We start from the raw sequence: 26,967 nt of genomic DNA, 5'->3' as shown, positions 1-26,967 counted from the left end.
CGTCAGGGTGGAGATGCCCAGCAACACGGGCCCTCTCTCTAACTACATTGTGGAGTCAACCATGGACAAGAATCGCACTGAAGGCGCCAAGAACCAGGTCAAGGGCACCGTAAAGGAAGTCGTGGGCAAGGTCACCGGCGACAAGACGAAGGAAGTGGAAGGCAAGATCCAGAAGGGTGTGGGCGAAGTGCAGAGCGACGTGGGCAAGGCCCGCGACGACGCGCGCCGCTGAGTCTCATCCCACGGCTCTCTGACCGCATCAGCGGCAGAGGGCAGTGGGAGGTCAGCTGAGCGCAGTATCAGGTCAGCTGAGCGCAGTATTACGGGTGTTCTTACTCTGCCATGCCTTCCATCAGCCGTGTTCTCCACCGGCGTAGGCGATCCGCCCCCTGAGAAACAGCGCGGCATGGAACAAAGCCCGGCTGCTCCAATCCCGCTTCTTCCAACAACGCGACATCTTCCTCGGGCGCTATTCCAACAGCCCCATCAAGGAGTGGTGCACCGCCACGCCCGCCAGCGCGCCCTCGCCCACTGCCAGCGCGATGCTTCCTGCCATCCGGGCTGCGTCGCCGCAGGCAAACACGCCCGGCACCGTGGTCTGCTTGGCCGAATCGGTGGTGATGCACCCGCCATCCTTGAGTTCGCAGCCCAATTGCTCGCCCAGATCACTGGACAACCGCGAATGCGGTGAAATGAACAGCGCATCCACCTCCACCCGGCGCCCATCGGCGAGCACCACGGTGGCGCTGTCTTCCACCGCGCGGACGCGGGTCGATTCGATCACGACGCCGCATGCGTCCAGCCGTGCACGCTGTGCGGGATCGATCCTCGCGGAGGCTTCGCTGCAGAACAGCGTGATGTTGCCCCAGTCGCACAGCAGCAGCGCCTGCGCCGCACCACCATCCTTTGCGCAGCCGATCACCCCGATGCGCCCTTCGAACACCTCGTAGCCGTGGCAGTACGGGCAATGAAAAACGCTCCGGCCCCAACGTTCGCCGATGCCTTGGATGTCGGGCAGATCATCGGTTACGCCGTACGCCAGGATCACCCGATCCGCCAGAAACGCCTGGCCGGCGTCCACCTCGACCCGGAAGGTCCGGCCCCCTTTCGATGCAGGTACCGTTGCCGTAGCAGAACGGGCAATACCGGCGAGCCAGGTCAACGTGGGATAGCGCAACAACTCTTCGCGGGCCTGGGAAGCGATATCCGCTGGCGGCAGCCCCTCCCGCCCAAGGAACCCATGCGCGACGCGCGCATTCCGGTTACGCGGCGTCCCCCCGTCGATGATCAGCACCTTGCGTCGGGCGCGCACCAGCTGCAGCGCGGCGGACATGGCCGCGTAGCTGCCACCGATGATGATGACGTCGTAACGATGGGGAGGCAGATCGGCCATGGCGCTGTCCCGGGCGTTGGGAGAGTGACGAATGCGCCAGAGTGCGGGAGCCTGGATCAACGCCGTGCGTGCTGCGCGTGAGCCTGGGCATCACACTGCCCGCACGATCCGGCAGGCTGGAGGGACCGGCATGTTCTTCGACTGCTACTGCCCACGCCGTGATCGCACCGCTTCGGCTCGCGCACGCCAGGTTGAATTCCGGGGGCTGAAGCCGCTACGTTGTCGGTGCGTTCACCAGGGAAGATGATCCATGCACGGAAGGCCGATACGACCCATAGCGACCCGGGCGGCAACGCTGACGGCCGCCCTGTTCGCCGCCGCGGCTGCCGCCGCCGAGCCGGCCAGCTTCTTCACCGCGCTGGATGCCTACGGCAACAACGACTACGCCGCCTGCGGCGCCACCTTGAGTGACCTGTACACGCACGGCATCCCCTTCCCCGACGGAGGCGAGCTGCTGCTGATCGAATGCACGGCGGCAGCCGGCGATCATGCCGCGGCGTTTGCGTACGTCGATGCGCTGCTCGCCAGTGGTCGCCTGCCAGTGGAGGACCTGCGCACCAAACAGCGTCCCGGGCTGAATGCGCTGCGCGCCGATCCCGCATGGCCAGCGGTGCTGCAGCGGGTCATCGCCGAAGAAAAGAAGCACGAGGCGCTGCGCGATGCGCCGTTGAGGCAGGCCTTGCTCGCACGCGAGGCGAAGGACCAGACCGCACAACATGCCGCCATCGCCGCTGGTGGCGGCGATGCGTGGCGGCAGACGGCGCCGGTGAGCGAAGCCAATGCAACCTGGTTGAAAGCCGTGATCGCCGAGAAGGGGTGGCCAGGCATCACGCGGGTCGGCCGCGACGGGGCCAAGGCCGCATGGCTGATCGTGCAGCATGCCGACCATGACCCCGCGTTCCAGGCGCAGGCGTTGGCGTTGATGCAGACCGCCGCCGAGACCGGCGATGCCGACGCCGCGGATGTAGCACTGCTGACCGACCGGGTGCTCATCGCGCAGGGCAAGCCGCAGCGGTACGGCACCCAGTTCAAGAGCACCGCCGACGGCGTGATGGAGCTTCAGCCCACCGAAGACATGCAGACCCTCGACGCCCGGCGGCGCGCGGTGGGACTCCAGCCTCTGGAGGCCTACAAGGCAATGCTCTCGGACAGCTACGGAAAACCGGTGAGATAGGTTGGCCGGCCACCGGCGGTAAATCGATCCGGCGCGCCGTCGCCAGTACTTCTACCTAGGCCGTGGCCCGTCTATTTTCGGGTGCCAACACAGACCCCGCTGGCCACACTGGGGCCTCAGTCCATCGAGGCGTGACCATGAGCCAGGAACTCCCCGGCAGCATCCTTCCGATCCCCGACCAGGCCTACCAGGGCCCCCTGTCGTTCGACGCGAAAAAGCTTGGGGTCAAGCTTCCTCCCATCACGGCCAAGCGCCCGCCGGACGGCGCACCCAATGTCCTGCTGATCATGTTCGACGATGTTGGCTTCGGTGCCGCCAGCGCGTTCGGCGGACCCGTGCATACGCCCACCGCCGATCGGCTGGCCAATAGCGGCCTGCGCTACACCCGCTTCCACACCACCGCCCTGTGCTCGCCCACGCGCGCCGCGCTGCTCTCCGGCCGCAACCACCACGCGGTGGCCATGGGCCACATCACCGAGACCGCCACCCCCGCGCCGGGCTATCGTTCGACACGGCCCAATTCGGTCACGCCGCTGCCGGAAATCCTGCGCCAGAACGGCTACAACACCGCCCAGTTCGGCAAGTGCCACGAAGTGCCGGTGTGGGAGTCCGGACCGACCGGCCCGTTCGACCATTGGCCGGCCTTCAGTGGCTTCGAGCGTTTCTACGGCTTCATCGGCGGTGAAACCAACCAGTGGACGCCCGCACTGGTCGATGGCGTCTCTGCCGTGGAGGCGCCGCTGGATCCGGACTACCACCTGATGCCGGACCTGGCCGACAAGGCCATCGACTATGTCCGCCTGCAGAAGAGCCTGACGCCGGACAAACCTTTCTTCGTGTACTTCGCACCGGGAGCGACGCACGCCCCGCACCATGTCCCCAAGGACTGGATCGCCAAGTACAAAGGCGCGTTCGATCAAGGCTGGGATGCCATGCGCACCGCTACCTTCGCGCGCCAGCGCGAGCTGGGTGTCATCCCCGCCGATGCCGTGCTCACCCCGCGGCCGGAGGGCATTCCGGCGTGGGAGGACATGCCGGCCGAACTCAAGCCGATCCTCGCGCATCAGATGGAAGTCTATGCCGCCTTCCTCGAGTACGCTGACCACCATACCGGCCGCGTGATCGACGCGCTGGAGGAACTTGGCGTTCTCGACGACACGCTGGTGTACTTCATCATCGGCGACAACGGCGCCTCCGCCGAGGGCGGCATCAACGGCGCCTTCATGCTCACCACCGCCTCCAACGGCGGCGCCGAGTACGAGACCGCAGCATTCTGGCAGCAGCACCTGGACGAGGTGGGCGGACCCACGGCCTACAACCACTACGCCGTCGGTTGGGCGCATGCGTTGTGCACGCCCTACCAGTGGACCAAGCAGGTGGCCTCGCACTACGGCGGCACGCGCAACGGCACCATCGTGCATTGGCCGGCCCGGATAACCGGCAGTGGCGAACTGCGAAGCCAGTGGCATCACGTGATCGACGTGGCGCCGACCATCCTGGACCTCGCCGGGCTGGCACAGCCGCATACGGTCAACGGTGTCACCCAGGTACCGATGCACGGCGTTTCCATGGCCTACACCTTCAACGACGCCGATGCCGAGGAGCGCCACCTCACCCAGTACTTCGAGATCATGGGCAACCGCGGCATCTACCACAACGGGTGGACCGCGCAGACCAAGCACCGCACCCCCTGGGATGTGGTGGCCAAGGGCGTGGATTTTTCGCAGGACGTCTGGGAACTGTATGACACCACCCAGGACTGGACCCAGGCCGACAACCTGGCCGCCGCGCAGCCGGACAAGCTGGCCGAGCTGCAGCAGCTGTTCCTGATCGAGGCGGTTCGCCACAACGTCCTGCCAATCGACGATCGCGCCGCCGAACGCATGAATCCCGAACTTGCCGGGCGTCCCACGCTGACCACCGGCGACAGCCTGCGGCTGTACCCCGGCATGACCCGCCTGGGCGAGAACGTGGCGATCAACGTCAAGAACCGTTCCTACGCGGTAACCGCCGAGATCGAAGCGCCCGCCAGTAGCACGCTCAACGGCGTGATCGTCGCCCAGGGCGGACGCACTGGCGGCTGGTCGTTCTTTGCCGAAAACGGCAAGCTGGGCTACCACTACAACCATTGCGGACTGCTGCGGAAGACGGTGCTGTCCGAGGCCGACATCGGCACCGGCCGCCATCAGGTGCGGGTGGAATTCGCCTACGCGGGCGGCGGCATCGGGCGCGGTGGCACGGTCACCCTGTACATCGACGGGAAAGCTTCAGGCACCGGCGAGGTGGAGCGTACCCATCCGCTTTACTACTCCTTCGATGAGGGCCTGGACGTGGGCATCGACACCGGCATGCCGGTGTATGAGGGCTATGTGACCGAGCGCGGCAGGTTCAACGGGGTCATCCACTGGGCGGAGATCCAGCTGGATCAGGATGACCACTCGCACATGATCGATCCGGAGGCGCATCTGGAGGCGGTGATGCGGCACCAGTAGCGGCCAAACTGACAGGGCCGTCAGGGACCGCCCGGTGCCCGGCGGGAGGCCGGGCGTGGGTGTGGGAGCGAGTTGCTTCTGGACCCGCGCATGCTCCTCGGGCTGCGTGCGAACGAACGCCTACGTTGCCTTGCGCCGGACATTGGCGAGGAGCGCCTCCTGCTCCTTGGCGGACATCCTGCTGAACTGGCGGAGGAGCTCCGCGAGGTCATCCGTCTCCGCGTACAGATAGGCAACGGAAACCCCCAGCACAGACGCGATCCTCTGCGCTGTCTCGATATCGCAATTGTGCACGGCCCGTTCGTATCGGTTGATGCGAACGCCCGCCACGTCTTCCGGTAATCCCACAAGCACCCCCAACGCGCGTTGAGACAAGCCCTGATCTACCCGGCACGCCTTCAAGCGGCGGGCGAATACAGAGCGGATCGAGGTAGGTGTGCGGGTCATGGCAACAAGCATGACCCGGACCTACGCTGAACGTAAATTACGTTCAACGTACTCCGGGTGCAAGGCCAGAAACGTCATCGGCGCCACTGCTTTTCCATAGCGCCCCTCGGACATCGACCTTCCGGTCGACGATGGTCGACGTGTCGATACTTCCCGTGAGGAAGCCCTTCCCAGGACACGGGTCAGATCCTGATGTTCATCTTCCCGGATGCTTCGTTCCGACCCATCGGTGAACGCGGTATGTGCAGGGACACAGGCGGATGGGACCCGCCGTCAACAGCCATCGTCGACATCTCTGGAGAAACCGTGCTGCTCTGTTGAAAGCCTTCCTGCACCGCTGCAAGCAATCGGCTGGCACAGCGCACAGCGCTTCCCAGGGCCGGGTCCAGCCCGACGAGGTAGACGAAGCAGCCGTCGAACTTCGCCGACGCGGTCTCCAGGCCCTCCGAGTACATCATCTCCCGTTTGAGCGCCTTGAACCAGCGCTTGGGTGGCTCGGCGGCCAGCTCGATCACGACGGCGGCTTCGCCGAAGCCCAGCGGCATCGCTTCGATCCTCAGCACCTGGGGGTTTGACGGGGTCTTTTGTCTGGCGGCCATTGCCCTTCTCCTCTGGAACAATCACGGAAAAGTATCCTCAGCAGGCGCCAAGAACGCGTCAAAATCTGCTGACCGCCTGCGCTATTTCTCTGCAACTGCAGTGGCGCTGCGTAGCCGCGCAGGAAAAGCGCGACGGCGGCATCGCCTCTGGACTGACGGTGCTCACAGGCGCCTGAACAGCGCACTGGCATTCACTCCGCCAAACCCGAACCCGTTGGTCAGGGCGTATGCGATGTCCGCTTCTCGGGGCACACCGCCTACGATCGAGAGCCCGTCTGCCAGCGGATCCGGTTGGACCAGGTTGAGCGTCGCGGGGGCGACCTGATCACGCAGGGCAAGCACGGTAAAGATGGCCTCGATGCCGCCTGCCGCCCCGAGCAGATGGCCGGTGCTCGACTTGGTGGCGGAAATCAGAAGGTCGCCACGGGTGCCGAACAAGGCACGCATGGCAGCAAGCTCCGCCCGATCCCCGACCTGGGTCGAGGTTGCGTGCGCGTTGATGTGGTCGACCTGCTCAGCGGAAATGCCTGCCTGCGCCAACGCGATCTCCATCGCGCGGCGTGCCCCGCTGCCGTCGTCAGGGCCGGCGGTCAGGTGGTACGCATCCGAGGTCGTACCGTAGCCGACCAGTTCGGCCAGCGGCCTGGCGCCCCGCGACAGGGCGTGATCCAGTCGCTCGATCACCAGCAACCCTGCCCCTTCGGACATGACGAACCCGTCCCGCTGTGTATCAAACGGGCGGGACGCGGCTGTGGGTGTGTCGTTGAACGCGGTGCTGAGCGCCTTGGCGGCGGCGAAGCCGCCCAGGCTGACGCGGTGCATCGCCGCTTCCGCACCGCCGCACAATGCGATATCCGCTTCGCCGGACCGGATCAGGCGCGCCGCATCACCGATCGCCTGCACGCCCGCAGCACAGGCCGTAACGGGTGCGCCCTGCGGGCCCTTGAACCCGTACCGGATGGACGCCTGCCCCGCCGCCATGTTGGCCAGAAAGGTGGGCGCAGTGAAGGGCGACAACCGGCCAGGCCCACGGCTTTCGGTGGTGTGGACCGCATTGACGATGGAACCAAACCCACCGATCCCCGTCGCAATCACGGTCGCGGTCCGCAGCAGGCCACGCTCATCTGCTGCGCTCCACCCGGCCTGCGCGAGCGCTTCGTGGGCGGCCACCAACGCGAACTCGACAAACCGGTCCATCTTCTTCAGATCTTTCGGCGCGATGATGCCGCCGGAATCGAAGCCCGCCTCAGGATCCTGTTCCCGGTCCGGCACGCGGCCGCCTACGTTGCAGCCCGTTCCGGCCGAAAGCGCCTCGCCCAGCGGGCCAATCCCGGAGCGTCCCGCCAGCAGGCGCGACCACACCGTTTCCACTCCGCACCCGAGCGGGCTCACCACGCCCATCCCGGTCACCACGATGCGATCTTTCTCGGCAATGCGCATAACTCACTTCCCATATAAAAGAGGTCCCGGACGCACTCAGGCAACAGGAGGCGTTTCCGCTCGGACCTTGAACCAGATGGCATACATCGCCGGCAGGAACACCAGCGTCATCACGGTGCCGGCGATGGTGCCGCCAATCAACGTGTAGGCAAGCGTTCCCCAGAACACCGAATGGGTCAGCGGAATGAACGCAAGCACCGCCGCCAGGGAGGTCAGAATCACCGGGCGTGCGCGCTGGACGGTCGCCTCGATGATCGCGTGGAAGGTCGCCATCCCTGCCATTTCGTTCTCGTGGATCTGGCCGATCAGAATGAGCGTGTTGCGCATCAGGATGCCCGACAGTGCAATGAGTCCCACCAATGCGTTGATGCCAAACGGCTGCTGGAACAGCAGCAGGGTCGGCACCACGCCGATCAGGCCCAAGGGGCTGGTCATGAAGACCATGATCATGGCGGAGATGGAGCGCACCTGCAGGATGATGATCAGCAAGGTGACCGCCAGCATGATCGGGAACAGCGGCAGCATGGCGCTCATCGCCTTGCCGGATTCCTCAATGGAACCAGCCTGGGCAATGGCATAGCCGTCAGGCAGCGACGCGATGAGCGGCTCAAGCTGCCTGCTGATGGCCGCTGATACGTCCGGTGGCTGCAACGCATCGTCGATATCACCCCGCACGGTGATGGTCGGCACACGGTCGCGCCGACGCAGCACCGGCTCTTCCATGCGAACCTCAACGGCACCGATCTGCGACAGCGGTACGCGCTGGCCAGCGGCGCCAACCAAGGTGAAATCCGCAATGCGCGCGGGGTCCAGGCGCGTGTCCCCGCCCGATCGAGCGACCACCTCCACGGTCCGGATGTCCTCACGAACGGCGGTGACCGGCACCCCGCTCAGGAAGAACTGCAACTGCTGCGATACCGACGCCGAGCTCATGCCCATCGCCTGCAGGCGGTCCTGGTCCAGCGTGAGGTGCAGCGTGGGCGTGCGCACACCCCAGTCGGTGTTCACGGTCCGCATCATCGGGCTGGCGTGCATGATCTGCTCCACCTTGGCGGCAATGCCACGGATGACATCCGGATCCGGACCACTGACCCGATACGCCACCGGATACGGCGAGTAAGGCCCGAACACCAGCTGCGTCACGCGCACCCGGGCTTCGGGCGCCAGGCCCGCTGCCACGGCCTGGCGAAGCCTCGCCTTCAGGGCATCGCGCTGTTCCTGGCTGTCGGTGCGGACCACGATCTTGGCAAACGCAGGGTCCGGCAGCTCCGGCGAAATGGCGAGGTAGAAGCGCGGCGCACCCTGACCGATGTAGGCCGTGACGATCTTCGATTCCGCCTGCGCCGACAGCCACGTTTCGACCTTCCTGGCCGCCAGGCTGGTCTGTTCGATGGCGGTGCCATAGGGCATCTGCACCTCGACCAGCACCTCCGGGCGATCGGAAATGGGGAAGAACTGCTTCTTCACCGCCCCCATGCCAACCACCGAAAGCACGAACAGGCCGATCACCGACCCTGCGGCAAGCCACTTGCGCGCAATCACGCGCGCCAGGATCGACCGGAAGCGGTTGTAGCGCGGCGTGTCGTAGAGACTGCTGTGACCGCCCTCCACTGCCTTCAGGTCAGGCAGAAGCTTCACGCCCAGGTACGGCGTGAAGAACACCGCGACTACCCACGACACGATCAGCGCAATTCCGACGATCCAGAACATGTTGCTGGTGTATTCACCGGCGGTGGACCGGGCAAAGCCATGGGCATGAAGCCCACGGCCGTCACCAGGGTGCCGGCCAGCATGGGCGCTGCCGTATGACTCCACGCGTAGGCCGATGCCTTGACCCGGCTGTAGCCCTCCTCCATCTTCACCACCATCATTTCGATGGCAATGATCGCGTCGTCGACCAGCAACCCCAGGGCCAGGATCAGCGAGCCCAGCGTGATGCGGTCAAAATTCTTTCCGGTGGCCGCCATCACCAGGAACACCGTGGCCAGCGTCAGCGGTACGGCAGCTGCCACCACGATGCCCACCCGCCAGCCCATGCTGACGAAGCACACCACCATCACCACCAGCAGCGCGACGAAGAACTTCATCATGAACTCGTCCACCGACGCGCTGATGTTGACCGCCTGGTCGGTGACCTTCTCCAAGGCCATCCCCACCGGGAGGCCGTCGTTGATCTTCTTGACCTCGGCGTCGAGCGAGGCGCCCAGATCCAGGCCGTTCCAGCCGTCGCGCATGACGATCCCCAGCAGCATGGCCGGCTCACCCCCGTTGCGGATCAAGAAGGTCGACGGATCTTCATAGCCACGCTTCACGGTGGCGATGTCCTGCAACTTCAGTGTTCTGCCCTGCGCAACGATGGGGGTATCGCGGATCTTCTGCAGCTGATCCAGCGCGCCGTCGAGGCGGATGAAGATCTGCGGGCCCTTGGCCTCCACGGAGCCTGCAGGCGTCAAGGCATTCTGGCCGTTCAGCGCCGCGAACACCGCCTGCGGCGTGATCCCCAGGTTTGCCAGGCGTTGGTGGGAAAGTTCCACATAGATCCGCTCGGACTGCTCACCGATGATGTTGACCTTCTTGACGCCGGGAACATGCAGCAGGCGCTGACGAAGGGTTTCGGCGTCGCGTGCAAGCGCGCGGAATGGTTCGCCCTTTGCCTTCAATGCGAACAGCGCAAACGTGACATCGGCATACTCGTCATTGACCATCGGGCCGATCACGCCTGCGGGCAGGTTCGCGGCTTCGTCGGCCATCTTCTTGCGCGCCTGGTAGAACTCCTCCTGCACCGCGGATGGGGGCGTGCCGTCCTGCAGGGTCAGCGTGGTAAACGACAATCCAGGACGCGTATAGGTTTCACTACGGTCATACCAGCGCAGCTCCTGCAGGCGCTTTTCCAGCTTCTCGGCCACCTGGTCCTGCATCTCCGTGGGCGTGGCCCCCGGCCAGGCCGTCACCACGGTCATGACCTTGACGGTGAATGCCGGGTCTTCTGCGCGGCCCAACTGGAAGAACGACACGATGCCGGCAACCGAGACCAGGAAGATCAGAAAAACCGTGATGGCGCGCTCGCGCACCGCAAGCGCTGACAGGTTGAACCCACTCACGGGTGGGCTCCCTTGCCTGCTGTGGCGGTGGCCGTGGCGGTATCGGCCAGACGAACCACCTGCCCTTCGCGGAGCAGGTGCGCGCCCAGCGCGGCCACGCGGTCGGATGCTTTCAACGCGCCCTCAACCAGGGCCAGGTCGTCCCCCAGCCGCTTGACCACTACCGGCGTCCAACGGGCGCTGAGTGGCTCGCCCCCGATGACCCAGACGCCGGTTCCGGTGCCGGGATCGAACACCGCACCCAACGGGACCTCAACGCCCCCCGCCTCACCTGCGGTGCCTTCAACCGCTACCGTCACGGTAGACCCCAGCGGCAATGCGGTGTTGCCGTCCTCCAGGGTGTAGCGGGCTTCAAAGGTGCGGGTTGCAGGGTCTGCCGATTCGGAGAGCACGCGCAACCGTGCCGGGATCGTAACCCGCGCGCCAAACAGGGACGCCGATGCCGCCGAGCCGATCTGCGGGCGAAGCGTCTCGGGCAGTTGGACCACGGCTTCCCGACTGCCCGCACGGGCAAGCCGGGCGACGACCTGCCCCGCCGCCACTACCTGGCCGGGCTCGGCCAGAACGGCCATGACCACCCCGTCGGCATCGGCAACAAGCGCGGTGTACTGACTGGCGTTGCGTGCCACCCGGGCCTGGGCGTCGGCCGCCTTGAGCTGCGCAGCCGCCGCGTCTGCCGCCGCCTTCATCTGATCGTAGGCCGAGCGGGACACCACGCCCTTGGCTGCCAGGTCGCGATAGCGCGCCTCGTCCGCCGTGGCCTGCACGCTCTGCGCACGGGCCGCGATGACGGCCTGCTGCTGGGAGGCTGCAGCCAGGTTCAGGTCGAGCGGATCCATCCGATAGAGCACGTCGCCGCGCTTGACCGTCTGTCCCGTCTCAACGCGGCGCTCAGTGACCTTGCCTCCCACCCGGAAGGCCAGATCGCTCTGCACCCGTGCGGCGATGGTGCCGGTGAAGGTGCGCGCGTTTCCGGTGCCCGGTTGCACCTGCGCCACCCGGACGACCGGCGGTGCGGTTCGTGGGTCGCTTTCACCCGGCTTGCTGCAGGCCACAAGGAACAACGGAACAACACAGGAAATGGCTGTGAGTACAGAACGGCGCCGCATACGGTCTTCCGGAGTGGGGTATCCGGGCGCATTTTGTTCCTAGTGACCAATACAGTCAATAGTCACTTAGATGGAATCGCAAGGCTCCTCAGGACCAGTTGGTGCAGCGCCTCAGGCGCTTCCGCATGCAGGGCCGATACGTGGGGCAGCGTCACCGGGTTCAGGTAAGGCACCAGAACCTGGTAGACGGCGCGGCTGGTGTCGCCCAACGGTGTCGTGCTCTCGAACACCCCGGCAGCGCGACCTTCCTGGACGATGTCCTCCACCCGCTGGCGGATGCGGTGCTTGTACGCCTGGACGGAGGGCCAATCGTCCGTCGCGGCCGCGACCGCGATTTCATACAGTCGCCGGTCCTGGAGGAACAGGCGAAGACTGGACGCCACAATCACGGTGAACAGCGCGCGGAGCCTCTCCGGCGGCGCCTGGATCCCTTCCAACGCGTCATCTACATCGCGTTCGATCTGGCTGAGGCAGTTGGCGCAGATCACCTCACCGATCGCCTGCTTGGAGGTAAAGAACTTGTAGATGTACGCCTTGGAAAAGCCGATGGCTTTGGCCAGGTCGGACACCGTGGTCTTGTCGTAGCCGTAATGGCTGAAGTGCGCGGTGGCCGCCTCGATGATCTGGGTGCGCACATCGTGCTCGGCGGGGCCACGCCCGGCATCGGGCACTGCGGAGGTTGAAATAGGCATACCGCAAGGGTAGCGCTGCCAGATAGAGCGGGCAAATAGTGACCAATCGGGTATGGGTTCACCATCGCATGGGGTTCGCCCGACACGCGTCAGGGCGCAGACACCCCTGACATCCGCGCCAGCACATCCGCCCGGCAGACATCCAGAAGTTCGTCCGCCAGCGCCGAATCGTCCGGGCAGGACCGGGACAGCACCATCGCCCCAACAGCCTGCGCCATCAAGGCAATCCGCCGCGCGCGCGCCTGTTCGGCGGTGGCGGCGTCGGCCTGCTCTTCCGGCGTGGAAGAAACCGCCAGCTGCGCCTCGATGCCTGCCGCAAAGGCCGCCTTGACCGCCGCCGGCTGACGCGCCGCGTCGGTGCACAGCGCTGCCATGGTGCAGCCCTGGCCTGGTGCGTCCCGGTGCTCGCGGGAAAGGTAGTAGCGCACGAAGCTCTCCCGGTCCGTGCCGGCCGCGGCCTCGGCCGATTTGGCCAAGCCGCAGCTCGCCGCCTCGGCCATCAGGTCGGCCTTCGACCCGAAGTGCTTGTAGAAGCCGCCGTGTGTGAAGCCGGCAGCCGCCATCAGATCGGCCACGCCCACGCCGTCGTAGCCCCGCTCCCGGAACAGGGTGGAGGCGGTGTCGACGATGTGCGCCCGGTTGGCCTGCGCCTGTGCCTTGGTGACCTTCATGACCCGGTCTCTCTTCACGCTCTGCCTTGGTGAAGCGCACTTTACCACGATAGATGACCACCATCATCAAACCGTTGACATCTAAGATGACGGTCATCATCATTGCCGCACACCGTCAGCCACCGCCACCGCGGGGCGGGCCTTTCCCCCTCAACAATCACGACCCCGCGCCCACCATGACCCCCTCCCCGCTCTTCCAGCCCTACCCCCTCGGCCCGCTGACCCTGGCCAACCGCATCGTGATGGCACCGCTGACGCGCAACCGCGCCGGTGCAGGCTTGGTGCCCAGCCCGCTTGCCGCTACCTATTACGCCCAGCGCGCCTCCGCCGGCCTGATCATCACCGAGGCCACCCAGATCTCGGCGCAGGCCCAGGGCTACCAGGACACGCCCGGCCTCTACACCCAGGACCAGATCGACGGCTGGCGCGCGGTCACCGATGCCGTGCATGCCCGCGGCGGGCGCATCTTCGTGCAGCTGTGGCACGTGGGCCGCATCTCGCACGTGGATCTGCAGCCCGGCAATGCCGCGCCCGTCTCCGCCTCGGCCATCCGCGCGCAGACCAAGACCTTCGTCCACAACGGCTTTGTCGATGTGTCCGAGCCGCGCGCATTGGAGATCGACGAGCTGCCCACCATCGTCAACGACTTCCGCCAGGCCGCCGCCAATGCCATCGCCGCCGGTTTTGACGGCGTGGAAATCCACGGCGCCAACGGCTACCTGCTCGAACAGTTCATCAAGGACGGCGCCAACCAGCGCACCGACGCCTATGGCGGCTCCATCGAGAACCGCGCGCGCCTGCTGCTGGAAGTCACCGCCGCCGTCGCCGAAGAGATCGGCGCGGAACGCACCGGCGTGCGCATTTCCCCGGTCTCGCCGGCCAATGCCATCGCCACGGTCAGCAACCCGCAGCCGCAGTACGACTACATCGTCGACCAGCTCAGCGCGCTGGGCATCGTCTACCTGCACGTGGTCGAAGGCGCGACCGGCGGCCCGCGCGACGTGGCGCCCTTCGACTTCGATGGGCTGCGCGCCCGCTTCAAGGGGACCTATCTGGCCAACAACGGCTACGACGTGAACCTGGCCAGCGCCCACCTCGCCGAGGGCAAGGCAGACCTCATCGCGTTTGGCCGCGCGTTCATCAGCAATCCCGACCTGGTGGAACGCCTGAAGACCGGCGCGCCCTTGAACGCCTTGAACCCTGCCACGTTGTACGGCGGCGGCGCGGAAGGCTACACCGACTATCCCGCGTTGACCGATACCACGGCGCAGTAACCCGCCGACAGTTCCCTGCCGCACATCCCCGTTCGCCCCCCATTCCAAGAGACACCCCATGAGCCTGCTTCCCACCGTCCTCATCACCGGCGCCTCCAGCGGCATCGGCGCCGTCTACGCCGAACGCTTCGCCCGCCGCGGCCACGACCTGGTGCTGGTCGCGCGCGACACGGCGCGCCTGAAAACCCTGGCCGCCCGCCTGCGCCAGGACACCGGGGTCGCCGTAGACGTCCTGCCGGCCGACCTCACCCAGCGCGCCGATCTGGCCACCGTGGAAACCCGCCTGCGCGACGATGCCCGCATCGGCATCCTCATCAACAACGCCGGCATGGCGCAGTCCGGCGGCTTCACCGACCAGTCGGCTGACAGCATCGATCAACTGGTCACCCTCAACACCGTCGCCCTGACCCGCCTGGCCGCGGCCATCGCCCCGCGGCTGGCCAACGCCGGCGAAGGCGCGATCGTCAACATCGGCTCGGTGGTCGGCTTGGCGCCTGAGTTCGGCATGTCCGTCTACGGTGCGAGCAAGGCCTTTGTCCTGTTCCTGTCGCAGGGGCTCAGCCTGGAACTGTCGCCCAAGGGCGTTTACGTGCAGGCCGTGCTGCCCGCAGCCACCCGCACCGAGATCTGGGAACGTGCCGGTATCGACATCAACACGTTGCCCGAAGTGATGGACGTCGGCGAGCTGGTCGATGCCGCCCTGGTCGGCTTCGATCGCCGCGAAACCGTGACCATTCCGCCATTGCATGTGGCCGCCCGCTGGGACACGCTGGAGGCATCGCGCCAAGGCCTGCTCTCGGACATCCGCCAGGCGCAGGCAGCGGAGCGCTATCGCCCATGAAAGCCTTCCTCATCAACCGGTATGGCAAGAACGAAACGGGCCACATCGATGACGTGCCAACGCCAGCGCTGCGCGATGGCGATCTGCTCATCCGCGTGCACGCGGCCAGCGTCAACGCGCTGGACCCCAGGATCCGGCGTGGCGAATTCAAGGTGATCCTGCCGTATCGCCTGCCGCTGATTCTGGGCAACGACCTGGCCGGAACGGTGGAGCGCGTGGGCGCCGGCGTTTCCCAGTTCAAACCGGGCGATGAGGTCTATGCACGTCCCGACGATGACCGCATCGGCGCGTTCGCCGAGTTCATCGCCGTCAACGCCGCCTCTGTGGCCCTCAAGCCCGCCAACCTCACCATGGTGGAGGCCGCCTCGCTGCCGCTGGTCGCGCTGACCGCGTGGCAGGCTCTGGTCGACACCGCCCAGCTCAAAGCGGGGCAGAAGGTCTTCATCCAGGCCGGCTCCGGCGGCGTCGGCACCGTGGCGATCCAGCTGCCCAAACACCTTGGCGCGTTCGTGGCCACCACTACCAGCACGCCAAACGTTGGGTGGGTGAAGGCGCTGGGCGCGGATGTGGTCATCGACTACCGGCGGCAGGATTTCGCCGCGGACCTGCGCGACTACGACGTGGTGCTCAACAGCCTGGGCAAGGAGGAACTGGAGCGCTCGCTGCAGATCCTCAAGCCGGGTGGGCATCTGATTTCCATCTCGGGCCCGCCCACGCCCACCTTTGCCGCCGCGCGTGGCTTGGCTTGGCCGCTCAAACAGGTGATGCGCCTGCTCAGCCACGGCATCCGCAGCAAGGCCAGGAAGAAGGGAGTCACGTATACCTTCGTCTTCATGCGAGCCGATGGGGCGCAATTGAGCACCATCACCTCGCTTGTGGAATCCGGCGCGATCGCACCGGTCATTGATCGGGTGTTTCCGTTGCAGGACACCCAGGGCGCGCTGGCTTACGTGGAGAGCGGGCGGGCGAAGGGCAAAGTGGTCGTGGAGCTGTAACGCCGGAGCGGCTCAAGCGCGCGCTATCCCGTGGCCTTGCGCCGCACGTCCAGGAGCAACGCGAGTTGCATTATCGGGCGCTGCACCGCCTTGGGGGTGATGCATCCGATTGAGTGATTGAGGCTGCATGTTAATATTTCTCATTCGCAACTACGCCCCCCCCTGCCCCCGATGACCCGCCCGTCGCTTCGTCTCTCTGCCCTGGGCCTGCCCCTGACCTTCGCCTGCCTTTCGGCACACGCCGCTCCTCCCTCCTCCCCCGATGTGCAGCAGCTCGACGCCGTTCAGGTCCTCGGCCGCGCCCAGACCCTCTACCGGGTCGACGACGCCGCGGTGGGCACGCGGACGGATACGCCGCTGGCGCTGGTGCCGCAGTCCATCCAGGTGGTGCCGCGTGAGCTGATCGAAGACCAGGCGGCCCGCCAGATCACCGACCTGTACCGCAGCATCAGCGGCATCAGCTTCTTCAGCTACGCCGGCGTGACCCTGCGCGGCTTCCGCCAGGAAAACGTGCTGTATGACGGCCTGCGCGGCGACCCCTATGCCGGTTTTTCGGTCCCGCAGCTGTTCAACATCGAGCGCGTGGAGGTCCTGAAGGGACCGGCCGGCGCCCTGTACGGCGGCGGTGATGCCGGCGGCGTCATCAACTACGTGACGCGCAAGCCGAAAGCCACGCCCGAGCGCCGCATCGAACTGCAGGCCGGCAACAACGATTTCCGAGCTGCATCGATCGAGGCCACCGGGCCGATGAACGCCGCTGGCAGCGTGCGCTACCGCGCCGGGCTGTATGGCGACACCGAGCAGGGCGTGCGCTGGAACGCGGACAGCGAAAGCGTGATCGGTGATGCGTCGCTCGCCTTCGACGTGGGCGACACCGGCGAGTTGACCCTGCAGTTCACCGACATCACCCAGAACCTGGGCGGCAACCGCCTGCGTGGCGTGCCGGTGGACGACAACGGCAGCTTTCTCACCGACCGGCGCTGGAACCACAACGAAGCCACGGACTTTCTCGACATGCGCGCCAAGGTGGCGCTGGCGCAGTACCGCTTCTCGCCCAGCACCAACCTGGACGTGGATGTGGGTGCGCGCTGGTTCGAGAACAACGAGCACCAGATCTACCACGAGCCGATGGGGCTGATCGACCGCAACCGCGACGGCGTGCCTGAATGGATGACCCGCCAGCTGCGCAACCAGATCCGCGACAACGATGCCTTCACCGCCAACGCCAACGCAGTGTGGCGTGTCAGCACCGGCCGCATCGAGCACAAGGTGCTGTTTGGCGCCGATGTCTACCAGCAGGATGCCGACTTCACCGCGCAGACGGCCAACAGCGCGGACCTGGCGCGGGGTGCCGGCCCGGTGCCCGGCATCGACCTGTTCAACCCGGTGTATGGCGCAAGTTCGTGGCGCGACTACAACCTGGCCGCCCTGCCCTGGCGGAGCACGAGCACGCGCAGCAAGCGCTATGGCGGCTACCTTCAGGACGAACTGACGCTGACCCCGCGCTGGCATGTGCTGGCCGGACTGCGCTGGGACGGGTTCAAGGACGATGACCGCATTGCCGGCACCGCGGTGGATGGCAACGACATCAGCTGGCGGCTGGGCAGCACGTACACCGTGCGGGAAGGCGTCAATCTCTACGCCAACATCGCCAGCGGCTTCATGCCCCAGAGCGCGGCCAACCAGAGCGTCGAGGCGGGCGGCCCGTTCGATGCCGAGCGCAGCAGACAATGGGAAGTCGGGTTGAAATCCCTGCTGGCCGAGCGCGTCACCTTGAACCTGGCCGCGTACCGGATCGACCGCAGCAATATCGTGCAGGCCACCGGTGAGATCGTGGACGGCGTCAACCAACTGGCCGCCCTGGGCCTGGTGCGCAGTACGGGCATGGAGCTGGACCTGCTGGCCGATGTCACCGACCGCTGGGTGCTCAACCTCACCTACGCGTACAACGATGCGCGGGTAAAAGATGCCGGGAGCAACGGCATCACCAATGCGTCCGGCGATCGCTTCGCCAATGCGCCGCAGAACAAGCTAGGCCTGTGGACACGCTATGACCTGCCGGCAATCCATTCGGCCATCGGTTTCGGCGCCGATTACGTGGATGAGCGCGTCAGCCTGGATGGCCAACGGGTGAAGCCGTACACCGTGTTCGACATGAGCTGGAAGACCCAGTGGCAGCAGTGGCAGTTCCAGGCCAACGTCAAAAACCTGTTCGACAAGGTGTACGCCGCCAGCGGGTTCACCGAGCGCACCGGCCACTTCCCGGGTGAGCCGCGCCGTGTGTACGTGCAAGCTGCGTACACCTTCTAGGCCCGACCATGCGCCAGCCCGTGCCAGCGCCCCCCAATCGCCCGGCGAGCGCCGCCAGTGGGGCGCTGGCTGTGGCTGGCCCTGCTGCTGGTGTGGGCGTCACTGGTGCCGTTTGAGACCATGAAGTAGACGCACTCACCCGTCGAACGATGGCATCCTGCCCGTTCGCGCAGGAGAACAACGATGCGGACGACGGGAAATCTTCTTGCAGCAGCGGCTGTCACGCTGAAGGTCGGCGTGGTGTTCTGGGTGCTGGTGGCCTGGCGGACACCCGGCGGCGAGCCTTGGGATGCGCCGGCGTTCTGGACCGTCGTCTATCCCATCGCACTGGCTATTGCCGCGGTTCTAGGCGCCTGCTTCCCCCGCAAGGCGTGGCTGTGGGGACTGTTGCTCATAGTGTTGCAGGTGCCGGTGGTGGCCGTGGTCTCGGGCGTTGGCCCGTTGTTGCTGGCCGGACTGGTGTATGCACTGGTGCTGGCGTTGCCTGCGATGGCCATCGCGGCAGCGGCGGGCGCGATGCGTCGCCGCCTGCACGGGAGGGTTTGAGACGCTCAGCGCTTGGCCGGTTGCCACCCTGCCCGCACTGCGTCGGCAGGGCTGCAGAACATGCGCTCGCCGCGGCTCGTGTCGATATTTGTGCGCGCGTAGTCCCGCTGGCCCGGCACGTGGTAGATCTTGTTGCCTTGGCGGGAGATGTTGCCCTTGATTTGGCATCCGCCCGGCGCCGGCTGCGTGGCCGCCGGGGCGTGTCGCGCGGCCTGGTCTCGCTTGCTGCGACGATAGTCGGCTGGCATCTGGAACGGCCCCTGCCAGAGGTTCCGCTGGTGCTGGCGCGCGTCGGCTTCGTCTGCGATGAATGCCGTGGCGTACTGGCGGTACGCCACCGCCCAACCGGAGCGCACCATCCACCGATTGACCGACGCCCCCTGGACAAAGCACTCCGCCACGACCCTGCCGTAGCGGTCCGTGTCCTTGGGCTGGCAACAAACGGTTTTTTCCAGCAGATAGCCGTCCAGCGCGGCGGCTGACCGACGCCCACAGGGCCAAGTGCGCCCATCTTTACCGGTGCATTGCTGCGCGCTTTCCGGCGCATCGATGCCCCACAGGCGGATGCGCTGCTTGGCCACGGTGAGGGTGTCTCCGTCCGTGACCGTCGCGCGGCCAACCAGCTCTGCTGCCACACCAGAAAACGACGCAGAAACCAAAAACAACACCACCAGACCTTTCACCACCATCAACAACAACGTCCTTCAAGTGCACGCTCGGGAGCGAGCGCCAGTTAAAACAAGGCCGAGCACTTTAGCGGAAGCGGAGACAGGACGCCGACTACATCGACAGTCCTTCACTCCCGACGTGCATTCCTGGTGTGGTCGCCTAGATATGAAACGCCGGACCTGCCGACAACGCCGCCGAGCTCACCCTGACCCGCAACGCGATGAGCAGGCTGGCGAGGAGCATCACCGCCGCGGCAACGACAAGGACTGCAACGATGCCGCCCAGCCCGAACACCACGCCACCCAACGCGGCGCCCGCTGCGATGGACGACTGCACCGCAGCGACCACCATCCCGCCGGCACTCTCGGCCTGGTCAGGCACCGCACGCGCGACCCAGCTCGACCACGCAACCGGCACGCCGCCGAAGGCCAGACCCCACAGTGCTACCAGGATCGACAGCCCGCCAACGCCCACCGGCAACAGGAGCATGCCCAGCGCGGCTGCGCCAACCAAGGCAGGCATGATCACCAACGTGACTTTCAAACTGCGCTCCATGAGCCAGCCGGCTAGCAGGGTGCCAACGAAATTCGCCACACCGAATCCGAGCAGAATCAGCGCCAGGCCATCGGCGCTCATCTGCCCCAGGCTTTCCAACGTTGGGCGGATGTAAGTAAAGAGCGAGTACTGACCGGTGTGCGCCAGGACGCAGCCCAGCATGCCGACCGCAACGCCCGGGCGGCGCAGCAGCGCCACCACCGACTGCGGGACTGCCGCCTGGCGCGGGGCCATCCGGGGCAGCGTGAACCACTGGAACGCAAACGTGAGTCCACCCACCGCCGTCGCCGCCCAGAAGGCGCTGCGCCAACCCAGCAGCCCGCCGAGGTAGCTCCCCAACGGAACCGACACCACCGTGCCGACCGCAATCCCGCTGAAGATGATCGAGAGCGCGCGAGGCACGCGCTGAGGCGGCACCAACCGCATGGCCACGGCCGCTGCCATGCTCCAGAAACCGCCCAGCGCGATGCCCAGAAGGACGCGCATCACCAGCAGGACCCCCATGCTGGACGACAACGCCACCAAGGCGTTGGAGAGAATCATCAGGGCCGTGAAACTCAACAGCACCAGGCGCCTGTCTATCGAGCGGGTCAGCCGCGGCACCAGCAGGCCAGCGAACAGGGCCACAACCGCAGTGACCGTCACCGCTTGCCCGGCCAGCGCCTCCGACACCCCCAGGTCCGCCGCCATCGGGGTCAACAGGCTGGCAGGCAGATATTCCGCGGTGAGCAGCCCGAAGACCCCCATGGCCAGCGAAAACACCGCCACCCATGCCGATGAAGAAGGCTCCCCGCTTCCCCTGTCCACAGAATCAGGCGTGTTCGCGGCATCAACTACGTTATTGCTCATCACAGATCCCCGTGCATTCGTGCAGCCGAGAGTCTAGGGAGCCCAGCCAGGATGATCTATGATTGTCCGACCTGTATTTTTGATCGAAACCCCGGCCCGTCTCAATGAGCCACACGCCACTCCAGCCCACCGACCTGATCAGCGAACTGCTGACCGGCATGCGGCTGCATGGCGTTCAATACCGGCGCATTCAGACCGGGCCGACCTTCGGGCTTGGATTTCCCTCAAAGCCAGGCCATGCCTACTTCCATTACCTGGCAGTGGGCACGGCGATTTTTCGTGGCGCAGACGGCAGCCGACACCTGCTATCCGCCGGAGATGTCGTGCTTCTTCCCCGCGGAGACGAACACGCGTTGCTGTCGGGCGAGGACCATCCCGTCCAGTGCCTGGAAACGATCGACGCAGCCCCGTTGGGCGATGCAGTGAGCGGGATAGACACATGCCCGAGCACACATGCCGTGCCCAGCGCCGTGCTCTTCCACGGCTGCATGGTGTTCGATCTGGGCGGCATGCAGGGGTTGAGCAAGGTGATGCCGGCTGCGATGTTGTGCGATGGCAACGCCACGCAGTTCCCTGGGCTGTTGCCGATGGTCGACGCGATGAAGCGCGAGGTGTGTTCCGGACGCATTGGCTATGCAGGAATCCTCGCCCGGCTGGCGGATGCAGTGGCCGCCATGATTGTCCGTGACTGGGTCGAGCGCGGTTGCGACGGCGCCTCCGGCCTGGTCATGGCGATGCGCGACGCTCGTCTATCGCTGTCGTTGCTTGCCCTGCACAGAGACCCTGGGCGGGACTGGACTGTCGAAGCACTGGCTGCGGAATCCAACATCTCACGGTCTGTCTTTGCAGACCGGTTCCAGAGTGTGATTGGAACCGCGCCTCTGCGATACGTGACTGAGCTGCGTATGCAATTGGCGAGTCAGTGGCTGACCCAGCAAAACCTATCCATTGAAGTGGTGGCAGAGCGTCTTGGCTACGCGTCGCAGGCTGCTTTCAGTCGGGCTTACAAGCGTGTTATGGGGTATTCGCCTGGTGCGACTCGGCGGGGGCGCAGTTTGGCCTCTCCGTAGGGGGCAGTTTGGGGGCAGTCGTTCAAGCCGCCTAGCGTCGTTAACGGGCCGCAGTCGGTTAGCGATCCCATCGAAGCGTGCCGCGTCTGTTCGAATGCGATCAGCGGTATCGCGTCACGCCCCTTTCGGGGCGCTTCATGCTGATGACTGATCGGTGGCCTGGGATTGTTGGGTGCATCCATGCACCCAACTCTTCCGCGCTGCGCGCTCCAGGGCCAGCCATTCGGTTGTCCGGATTCGCTCCCGGCGAATCCGTCGAACCCGCCTGGCGTCGGCACCCTTTTCTCTCCGCCAGATACGCAAAACGCCGCTTCCGGGGGCGCTTTGCGTATCTGGCGGAGAGAGTGGGACTAGACGCGCCAAGCCCTACGCCATTGATCTGCCTACAGAACTCAGACCGGGCTGTGTCCTGGTGAATGTCCCCGGAGAATACCCGAGGCACATCAAGAAGTGCAACGTGACCAGTGATAGCTCGGAATTGCGACGCCGGGCTCAGGGGGCGGTGGCGGACAAAAATGGGGCGTCCTTGCACTTCATGAAGAGCCCAGCGCTCCTGGAGCTGCTGTCAGGTTGCTCCTGAGCCTTCGACGGCGCTGCCCTTTCGCCAAGTGGCGCGGACGACCTTCTTGAAGTCGCAGCCCTCTAAGAGCGTTGCCGTCCTGAGCTGGGGAAGGACTCAACGGGCGCTTCATCGCGGCTGGAGCACCAGTGCTACCGACCTTTCCTGGGTTGAGTTTCAGCAGCCTGGATCGATGGGACGCCAGAGATCCGAGGAACTATCGCTCCTAAGCAGGTGAACCAGACGAGCTGGCACCTTACGCTCTAGCCTCTTCCACAGCGCTCCGTGCAGCAACCGTTCCCGCCTTGGAGTGAGGCTCGCTTTCGCCATAATCATGGGATGCCGAAAGGTCAATTACGCGATCAGCATGGTCAATGGTTTCCTGCCGATGTGCCACGACGACTCTGGTGATGTTCAGCGTCCTTAGGTGCTCGTTGGTAATCTGCTCTGAGTGCTTATCCAGATGACTTGTCGCCTCATCTAAAACGAGGATCCGCGGCTTTCTAAAGAGTGCCCTGGCAAGCAAAACCCTTTGCTTCTGCCCACCCGACAGTGCACTCCCCATGTCGCCGACCAGGCTCTCATACCCCATCGGCATGTTCGAGATCTCGTCGTGAATGTTCGCCTTCTTTGCGGCGTCAACAATCTGATCAATTGACGCATCACTGTCAAAAAAAGCGATGTTCTCGGCTATTGTTCCCGCGAACAAGTTGTCGGCCTGCAGAACCGCCGACATGACCAATCTGACTCGCTGCACGCTTTCACTATCAATTCTTTGTCCACCAATCTCTATGTGTCCTTCGGAGGGAACATCGAGGCCCAACAGCAGCTTAAGGAACGTGGACTTTCCGCATCCACTTCTGCCTACAATGGCAACGGCTTCACCAGAAGCTATCGTGAGGTTCAAACCTCTCAGGACCCACGGGTCACTGCGAGAGTAGCGAAATCCAACATTAACAAATCGAATGGAATGATCGATAAGGGGCTCGCCCGAATATGGCTTCGGCAACGGGAGCGGCTCCTCGAGCGCAATATCTGAGAGCCTCTCAAGATGCATCTTGACAAGTTGAAGCTCGTTAATTTTATCGATAAACGCCGTTGACTTGGTCGTAAGCTGATCGGCAAAGGTTACGGCCGCAACCAACATGCCGACCGTGAACTGGCCTGAGACCACAAGGCTCGCACCATACGCCAAAAGCCCCACTTTCTGCAGCCCAAAAAGCCCAACATTTATACCGGATGACGTCTCGTTAATGCGCTGAGCTTCCATTGACCGCCTGCAAGCCTCTGTCGCAGCATCGGATAGACGGCCCCTTCGTAGCGGCTCAATGCCAGCTAGCCTGATTGGATTAATTCCCCGAATCGACTCTATGATCTCCGACTGCTGCCTAGCCATGTAAACCACGCTCTGCTCGTTTGCCTCCCATAGCTTTCGAAACATCGCGCGCCTGACTACAAAGTAGGCAATGATCACGGCAAGCGCGATGCCCGCAAAAGCAGGGCTGTAATACACGAGAATCCCTAGCGCCAACAGCCCGAACGCGCTATCTAACACAGCCGAGACGAACGCAGATGAAAGCGTGTTCTGAATCGCGTAAATTGAAGAGAACCTAGTAAGGATATCCCCGGCGGAGCGCTTTTCAAAGAAGGATGTTGGCAGCCTTAGCAAGTGTGAGAACAGGTGGGTAATCCACTGCGAATTGAGCGCAGCCCCAAGCCAGCTGACCAGCCAACCACGCGCGATGGTTAGGAGAGAGTGCACCAACGTAGCAATCGCAAACGCTATTGCGGCGATTGTCAATAGACGACCGTCACCTGTTGGAATGATGCTATCGATGGTCCACTGAAGCTGAAACGGAATAGCAAGCGCGATTAATTCGACGCCAAATGCGAGGAGGAAGAGGTGCGTGGCGCTTTTAAACAGACCACGTATTCGACCGGTGAGGGACTGCAGGCCGATTCGCCGGCGCTCCTGGATAGGACTGAAGTCTGCTGCTGGGGTTAACTCCAGAAGGACACCCGTGAAGCTCGCACTCACCTCTTCATAGCTCAGTCGAAGACGACCGCGCGCCGGATCGTGGACCGTTACGCCTTTTCTGTCTGCGCGCTCTATAACTACAAAGTGACTCATGTTCCAGTGCGCAATACAAGGCGCGTTGGAGCCAGGGAGATACTCCAGCCCGGCCCGAAGCGCTTTACTCGAAAGACCCAGCTGCGAACAGACAGAAATGATGTGCGAAAGCCCGACGCCACGAATTGAACCGCCAAAGCGCCGGCGTAACGCTGCAAGATCGACGTCATGCCCGTGATAGTTGGCAATCATTGCCACACATGCCAGACCGCACTCTGCGCTCTCCGTTTGCAAATAAAGCGGCAGCTTTCTTCTTGATCCCCATGATTGAGACGTCACGCTAGTCACTAAATGAGTCCTCAATTGATATTGAAGAGTGTGCGAACAATGCTTCTTGGCTTCGAAGCGATCCGCACGGAAACGACAGCACCAGGCTTCAATCCAGAAATCTGGCCCTGACTCCTCTCTCCATCTGGAGCAAGGGACACCCTGTAGTGCGGCGCATCAACGTCGAGCCCGCGCATTTCCCTAATTTGATTGGCAGAGTAGGGGCTGCTTGATGTATTCGCCACCGTCGCAGGGATGATGTGCGATTGCCCGAAGCTGCGTTTGATCACGATGCTTGCTCGCAGACCATCAACGGGGAAATCATTGACGCTAGCCGGGATCCATGCCTCCACGATCAGCGGGCTCTCATCATCAACGATGGACATCAGCGGGGGAGAGCTCGGATCCACGAACTGCCCAGCCAGCACGTTTGTCGCCGAGACTCGACCTTTTACAGGCGAGCGAATGAGCGCTCCACGAGCGATATCATTGTCAATGATGGAGTTCTTCACGTCGGCCAACGCTTGAACCAGCTGCGATCTCTCTTGCGCGGCAGTTGACTCCACGCGACCTCGTTCCGCCAGCAGTGCCGAGAGCTCTTGCTCTTGTTGGAGCAGCTGATCTTTCGCATCGGCTGTCTGGCTGACCAACTGCAGAGCCGTATCGTATTGCTGCTCAATCTGATAGCGACTGAGAGCCTGAGTTCCCGCATTACGCCAGGACTCGTAGAGCTTCATGGCGGCATCGGCCCTCTGCTCTTGAATCCGCAGCCTGTCGCGAAGTCTGCGTATCCGCTCCTCGGCAATGTGAACTCTCCTATCTGCGTCATCTGAACTGGAGACGGTGGAGAAAGGCAATAGCTCAAGGGCGTTCTCAATCGACCGGCGCTTCTCCCGAAGTGCTTTCTCCATCTCAGCTTCACTGGACCCGCCTAGACTCGTTCGGTGAAGCTCTATCTCAGCCAAAGGCGTTCCAACTTCGACTGCGACGCCCTCCTTCACCAAGAGCCTGACCACAAAGCCGGAAGATGGCGACTTGATGGAAATAATTCCAGTCGCTGGCACCACAACACCCTGGGCCGGAAGCTGCCTTGAATATGAGCCAACCAGGAGTAGGCCCAATAGAGTCATGCAGACTGCTACGGATGATAAGGATACGATCCAAGTGCCTACGGGAGGCGTCAAATTGATCGCTTCTGAATGGCTCTGTCGAGCGTATGCCTCTTTGCGAAACAGGCTTCCAGTCACTGTATCCATCGCTGCGTTGACGCCTAGCATCCATGTCCATAAGGACTCTTATCACACACGCCGGAAAGCTTGCAACAGATTCGGCATACTTCAAACCGGTCGCAGTTGACTCACTCAAGCCATGAGTGTGACTAGCATCTCAAAATGAGAAATTCTCATTTCTTCTCGCCACGCGCCCTTGCCAATGCCGTCTCGCCCTTGGGCCACAGATATTATGCGGTTTTTGGCGCTCAGCCCGGCCAACGCAACAGGGCTGAATGGTCCGGGCGGGGCTTGACACCAAGCGGCCTCAACGGGTAGTCATAAAGCGCCGAGTCATTCGACGCGGCTTAATCACATGCAAAGGAATAAGGAAATTATCATGCTGAATAAAGTGATCACCAAGGAGCTGTCTCGTGAATTCGCGCCGGCGCGCGAGCTGTCTCAGGAAGAGCTGAACGCCGTCAATGGTGGCGATTTCGGCGGCGAGGTGACCTACACCCACACCTTCAGCAACCAGGTGGAAGTGAAGGTGGAAGTCTCGAACGGCAAGTAAT

General features: G+C 64.1%; 21 protein-coding genes and 1 pseudogene. 10 read left to right on the top strand and 12 right to left on the bottom strand.

Annotated features, from left to right (window positions below):
* Positions 1 to 61: 61 nt before the first annotated feature.
* Entirely contained in the window at positions 62 to 232 is a 171-nt protein-coding gene (locus PV764_RS12800) for a CsbD family protein (protein ID WP_019184192.1), read from the top strand.
* A 237-nt stretch (positions 233 to 469) separates the two neighbouring features.
* Here the strand turns inward: PV764_RS12800 and PV764_RS12795 are convergent, their stop codons facing one another.
* Positions 470 to 1,393, bottom strand: a complete 924-nt coding sequence (locus PV764_RS12795; protein WP_421116772.1) for an NAD(P)/FAD-dependent oxidoreductase — start codon at positions 1,391 to 1,393, stop codon at positions 470 to 472.
* Between the two features lie 250 nt (positions 1,394 to 1,643).
* Here PV764_RS12795 and PV764_RS12790 point away from each other — a divergent pair, with 250 nt between their 5' ends.
* Complete coding sequence (locus tag PV764_RS12790; protein WP_421116771.1) at positions 1,644 to 2,567, top strand: DUF6624 domain-containing protein; 924 nt, start codon at positions 1,644 to 1,646, stop codon at positions 2,565 to 2,567.
* Positions 2,568 to 2,704: 137 nt separating this feature from the next.
* Entirely contained in the window at positions 2,705 to 5,059 is a 2,355-nt protein-coding gene (locus tag PV764_RS12785; RefSeq protein ID WP_399621638.1) for an arylsulfatase, read from the top strand.
* 120 nt (positions 5,060 to 5,179) lie between these two features.
* Here PV764_RS12785 and PV764_RS12780 read toward each other — a convergent pair whose 3' ends face one another.
* The 7 genes and pseudogenes from PV764_RS12780 to PV764_RS12750 all read right to left on the bottom strand — a co-directional run bounded on the left by PV764_RS12780 (position 5,180) and on the right by PV764_RS12750 (position 13,118).
* On the bottom strand, positions 5,180 to 5,518 hold the full coding sequence (locus PV764_RS12780) for a helix-turn-helix domain-containing protein (protein ID WP_421116770.1): 339 nt from the start codon (positions 5,516 to 5,518) through the stop codon (positions 5,180 to 5,182).
* 170 nt (positions 5,519 to 5,688) lie between these two features.
* On the bottom strand, positions 5,689 to 6,105 hold the full coding sequence (locus PV764_RS12775; RefSeq protein WP_421116769.1) for a hypothetical protein: 417 nt from the start codon (positions 6,103 to 6,105) through the stop codon (positions 5,689 to 5,691).
* Between the two features lie 162 nt (positions 6,106 to 6,267).
* Complete coding sequence (fabF, locus tag PV764_RS12770; RefSeq protein ID WP_421116768.1) at positions 6,268 to 7,545, bottom strand: beta-ketoacyl-ACP synthase II; 1,278 nt, start codon at positions 7,543 to 7,545, stop codon at positions 6,268 to 6,270.
* A 36-nt stretch (positions 7,546 to 7,581) separates the two neighbouring features.
* A pseudogene (locus tag PV764_RS12765) lies at positions 7,582 to 10,646 on the bottom strand (efflux RND transporter permease subunit).
* Positions 10,643 to 11,755, bottom strand: a complete 1,113-nt coding sequence (locus PV764_RS12760) for an efflux RND transporter periplasmic adaptor subunit (protein WP_421116767.1) — start codon at positions 11,753 to 11,755, stop codon at positions 10,643 to 10,645. Before PV764_RS12760 ends, PV764_RS12765 begins: the two are co-directional and overlap by 4 nt.
* A 62-nt stretch (positions 11,756 to 11,817) precedes the next feature.
* Complete coding sequence (locus tag PV764_RS12755) at positions 11,818 to 12,447, bottom strand: TetR/AcrR family transcriptional regulator (RefSeq protein WP_037553434.1); 630 nt, start codon at positions 12,445 to 12,447, stop codon at positions 11,818 to 11,820.
* 89 nt (positions 12,448 to 12,536) lie between these two features.
* Entirely contained in the window at positions 12,537 to 13,118 is a 582-nt protein-coding gene (locus PV764_RS12750) for a TetR family transcriptional regulator (protein WP_421116766.1), read from the bottom strand.
* A gap of 176 nt (positions 13,119 to 13,294) precedes the next feature.
* On the opposite strand from PV764_RS12750, the gene PV764_RS12745 reads away from it, so the two are divergent.
* The 5 genes from PV764_RS12745 (at position 13,295) to PV764_RS12725 (ending at position 19,084) form a co-directional block, all read left to right on the top strand.
* Positions 13,295 to 14,392 (top strand): alkene reductase, encoded by a 1,098-nt coding sequence (locus PV764_RS12745; protein ID WP_421116765.1) that lies wholly within the window; start codon positions 13,295 to 13,297, stop codon positions 14,390 to 14,392.
* A 58-nt stretch (positions 14,393 to 14,450) separates the two neighbouring features.
* Positions 14,451 to 15,233 carry an SDR family NAD(P)-dependent oxidoreductase gene (locus PV764_RS12740; RefSeq protein ID WP_421116764.1) on the top strand — a complete coding sequence of 261 codons (783 nt, stop codon included), beginning with the start codon at positions 14,451 to 14,453 and terminating at the stop codon, positions 15,231 to 15,233.
* Positions 15,230 to 16,228 (top strand): NADP-dependent oxidoreductase, encoded by a 999-nt coding sequence (locus tag PV764_RS12735; protein WP_421116763.1) that lies wholly within the window; start codon positions 15,230 to 15,232, stop codon positions 16,226 to 16,228. Before PV764_RS12740 ends, PV764_RS12735 begins: the two co-directional genes overlap by 4 nt.
* A 171-nt stretch (positions 16,229 to 16,399) precedes the next feature.
* Positions 16,400 to 18,538 carry a TonB-dependent siderophore receptor gene (locus tag PV764_RS12730; RefSeq protein ID WP_421116762.1) on the top strand — a complete coding sequence of 713 codons (2,139 nt, stop codon included), beginning with the start codon at positions 16,400 to 16,402 and terminating at the stop codon, positions 18,536 to 18,538.
* A 183-nt stretch (positions 18,539 to 18,721) separates the two neighbouring features.
* The gene (locus tag PV764_RS12725) at positions 18,722 to 19,084 is read left to right on the top strand and encodes a hypothetical protein (protein ID WP_421116761.1); all 363 of its coding nucleotides are present in this window, start codon (positions 18,722 to 18,724) and stop codon (positions 19,082 to 19,084) included.
* A 5-nt stretch (positions 19,085 to 19,089) separates the two neighbouring features.
* Here PV764_RS12725 and PV764_RS12720 read toward each other — a convergent pair whose 3' ends face one another.
* The gene (locus PV764_RS12720; protein WP_421116943.1) at positions 19,090 to 19,773 is read right to left on the bottom strand and encodes a thermonuclease family protein; all 684 of its coding nucleotides are present in this window, start codon (positions 19,771 to 19,773) and stop codon (positions 19,090 to 19,092) included.
* A 139-nt stretch (positions 19,774 to 19,912) separates the two neighbouring features.
* Positions 19,913 to 21,157 (bottom strand): MFS transporter, encoded by a 1,245-nt coding sequence (locus PV764_RS12715; RefSeq protein ID WP_421116760.1) that lies wholly within the window; start codon positions 21,155 to 21,157, stop codon positions 19,913 to 19,915.
* 104 nt (positions 21,158 to 21,261) lie between these two features.
* Between PV764_RS12715 and PV764_RS12710 the strand changes: the two genes are divergently transcribed.
* Complete coding sequence (locus tag PV764_RS12710; protein WP_421116759.1) at positions 21,262 to 22,227, top strand: AraC family transcriptional regulator; 966 nt, start codon at positions 21,262 to 21,264, stop codon at positions 22,225 to 22,227.
* Positions 22,228 to 23,042: 815 nt separating this feature from the next.
* Here the strand turns inward: PV764_RS12710 and PV764_RS12705 are convergent.
* Positions 23,043 to 25,196 carry a peptidase domain-containing ABC transporter gene (locus tag PV764_RS12705; RefSeq protein WP_421116942.1) on the bottom strand — a complete coding sequence of 718 codons (2,154 nt, stop codon included), beginning with the start codon at positions 25,194 to 25,196 and terminating at the stop codon, positions 23,043 to 23,045.
* A gap of 20 nt (positions 25,197 to 25,216) precedes the next feature.
* Positions 25,217 to 26,095 carry an HlyD family efflux transporter periplasmic adaptor subunit gene (locus tag PV764_RS12700; RefSeq protein WP_421116758.1) on the bottom strand — a complete coding sequence of 293 codons (879 nt, stop codon included), beginning with the start codon at positions 26,093 to 26,095 and terminating at the stop codon, positions 25,217 to 25,219.
* A gap of 697 nt (positions 26,096 to 26,792) precedes the next feature.
* Here PV764_RS12700 and PV764_RS12695 point away from each other — a divergent pair.
* Complete coding sequence (locus PV764_RS12695; protein WP_183073662.1) at positions 26,793 to 26,966, top strand: hypothetical protein; 174 nt, start codon at positions 26,793 to 26,795, stop codon at positions 26,964 to 26,966.
* Position 26,967: the final 1 nt, after the last annotated feature.

Origin of the sequence: Stenotrophomonas sp. AS1, from assembly GCF_048957655.1 — a bacterium.
In the GTDB taxonomy this organism is placed as follows: Bacteria; Pseudomonadota; Gammaproteobacteria; order Xanthomonadales; family Xanthomonadaceae; genus Stenotrophomonas; species Stenotrophomonas bentonitica_A.
Note: the sequence above shows the minus strand (reverse complement) of the source record. Positions and strands in the feature narration are given on the sequence as shown.

Coding starts and splice junctions, on each gene's coding strand:
- PV764_RS12715 (WP_421116760.1), bottom strand. CDS start 21,157: ATGAGCAATAACGTAGTTGATGCCGCGAACACGCCTGATTCTGTGGAC.
- PV764_RS12755 (WP_037553434.1), bottom strand. CDS start 12,447: ATGCCTATTTCAACCTCCGCAGTGCCCGATGCCGGGCGTGGCCCCGCC.
- PV764_RS12740 (WP_421116764.1), top strand. CDS start 14,451: ATGAGCCTGCTTCCCACCGTCCTCATCACCGGCGCCTCCAGCGGCATC.
- PV764_RS12760 (WP_421116767.1), bottom strand. CDS start 11,755: ATGCGGCGCCGTTCTGTACTCACAGCCATTTCCTGTGTTGTTCCGTTG.
- PV764_RS12775 (WP_421116769.1), bottom strand. CDS start 6,105: ATGGCCGCCAGACAAAAGACCCCGTCAAACCCCCAGGTGCTGAGGATC.
- PV764_RS12725 (WP_421116761.1), top strand. CDS start 18,722: ATGCGGACGACGGGAAATCTTCTTGCAGCAGCGGCTGTCACGCTGAAG.
- PV764_RS12800 (WP_019184192.1), top strand. CDS start 62: ATGGACAAGAATCGCACTGAAGGCGCCAAGAACCAGGTCAAGGGCACC.
- PV764_RS12745 (WP_421116765.1), top strand. CDS start 13,295: ATGACCCCCTCCCCGCTCTTCCAGCCCTACCCCCTCGGCCCGCTGACC.
- PV764_RS12785 (WP_399621638.1), top strand. CDS start 2,705: ATGAGCCAGGAACTCCCCGGCAGCATCCTTCCGATCCCCGACCAGGCC.
- fabF (WP_421116768.1), bottom strand. CDS start 7,545: ATGCGCATTGCCGAGAAAGATCGCATCGTGGTGACCGGGATGGGCGTG.
- PV764_RS12730 (WP_421116762.1), top strand. CDS start 16,400: ATGACCCGCCCGTCGCTTCGTCTCTCTGCCCTGGGCCTGCCCCTGACC.
- PV764_RS12735 (WP_421116763.1), top strand. CDS start 15,230: ATGAAAGCCTTCCTCATCAACCGGTATGGCAAGAACGAAACGGGCCAC.
- PV764_RS12720 (WP_421116943.1), bottom strand. CDS start 19,773: ATGGTGGTGAAAGGTCTGGTGGTGTTGTTTTTGGTTTCTGCGTCGTTT.
- PV764_RS12695 (WP_183073662.1), top strand. CDS start 26,793: ATGCTGAATAAAGTGATCACCAAGGAGCTGTCTCGTGAATTCGCGCCG.
- PV764_RS12780 (WP_421116770.1), bottom strand. CDS start 5,518: ATGCTTGTTGCCATGACCCGCACACCTACCTCGATCCGCTCTGTATTC.
- PV764_RS12700 (WP_421116758.1), bottom strand. CDS start 26,095: ATGGAGAAAGCACTTCGGGAGAAGCGCCGGTCGATTGAGAACGCCCTT.
- PV764_RS12790 (WP_421116771.1), top strand. CDS start 1,644: ATGCACGGAAGGCCGATACGACCCATAGCGACCCGGGCGGCAACGCTG.
- PV764_RS12795 (WP_421116772.1), bottom strand. CDS start 1,393: ATGGCCGATCTGCCTCCCCATCGTTACGACGTCATCATCATCGGTGGC.
- PV764_RS12750 (WP_421116766.1), bottom strand. CDS start 13,118: ATGAAGGTCACCAAGGCACAGGCGCAGGCCAACCGGGCGCACATCGTC.
- PV764_RS12710 (WP_421116759.1), top strand. CDS start 21,262: ATGAGCCACACGCCACTCCAGCCCACCGACCTGATCAGCGAACTGCTG.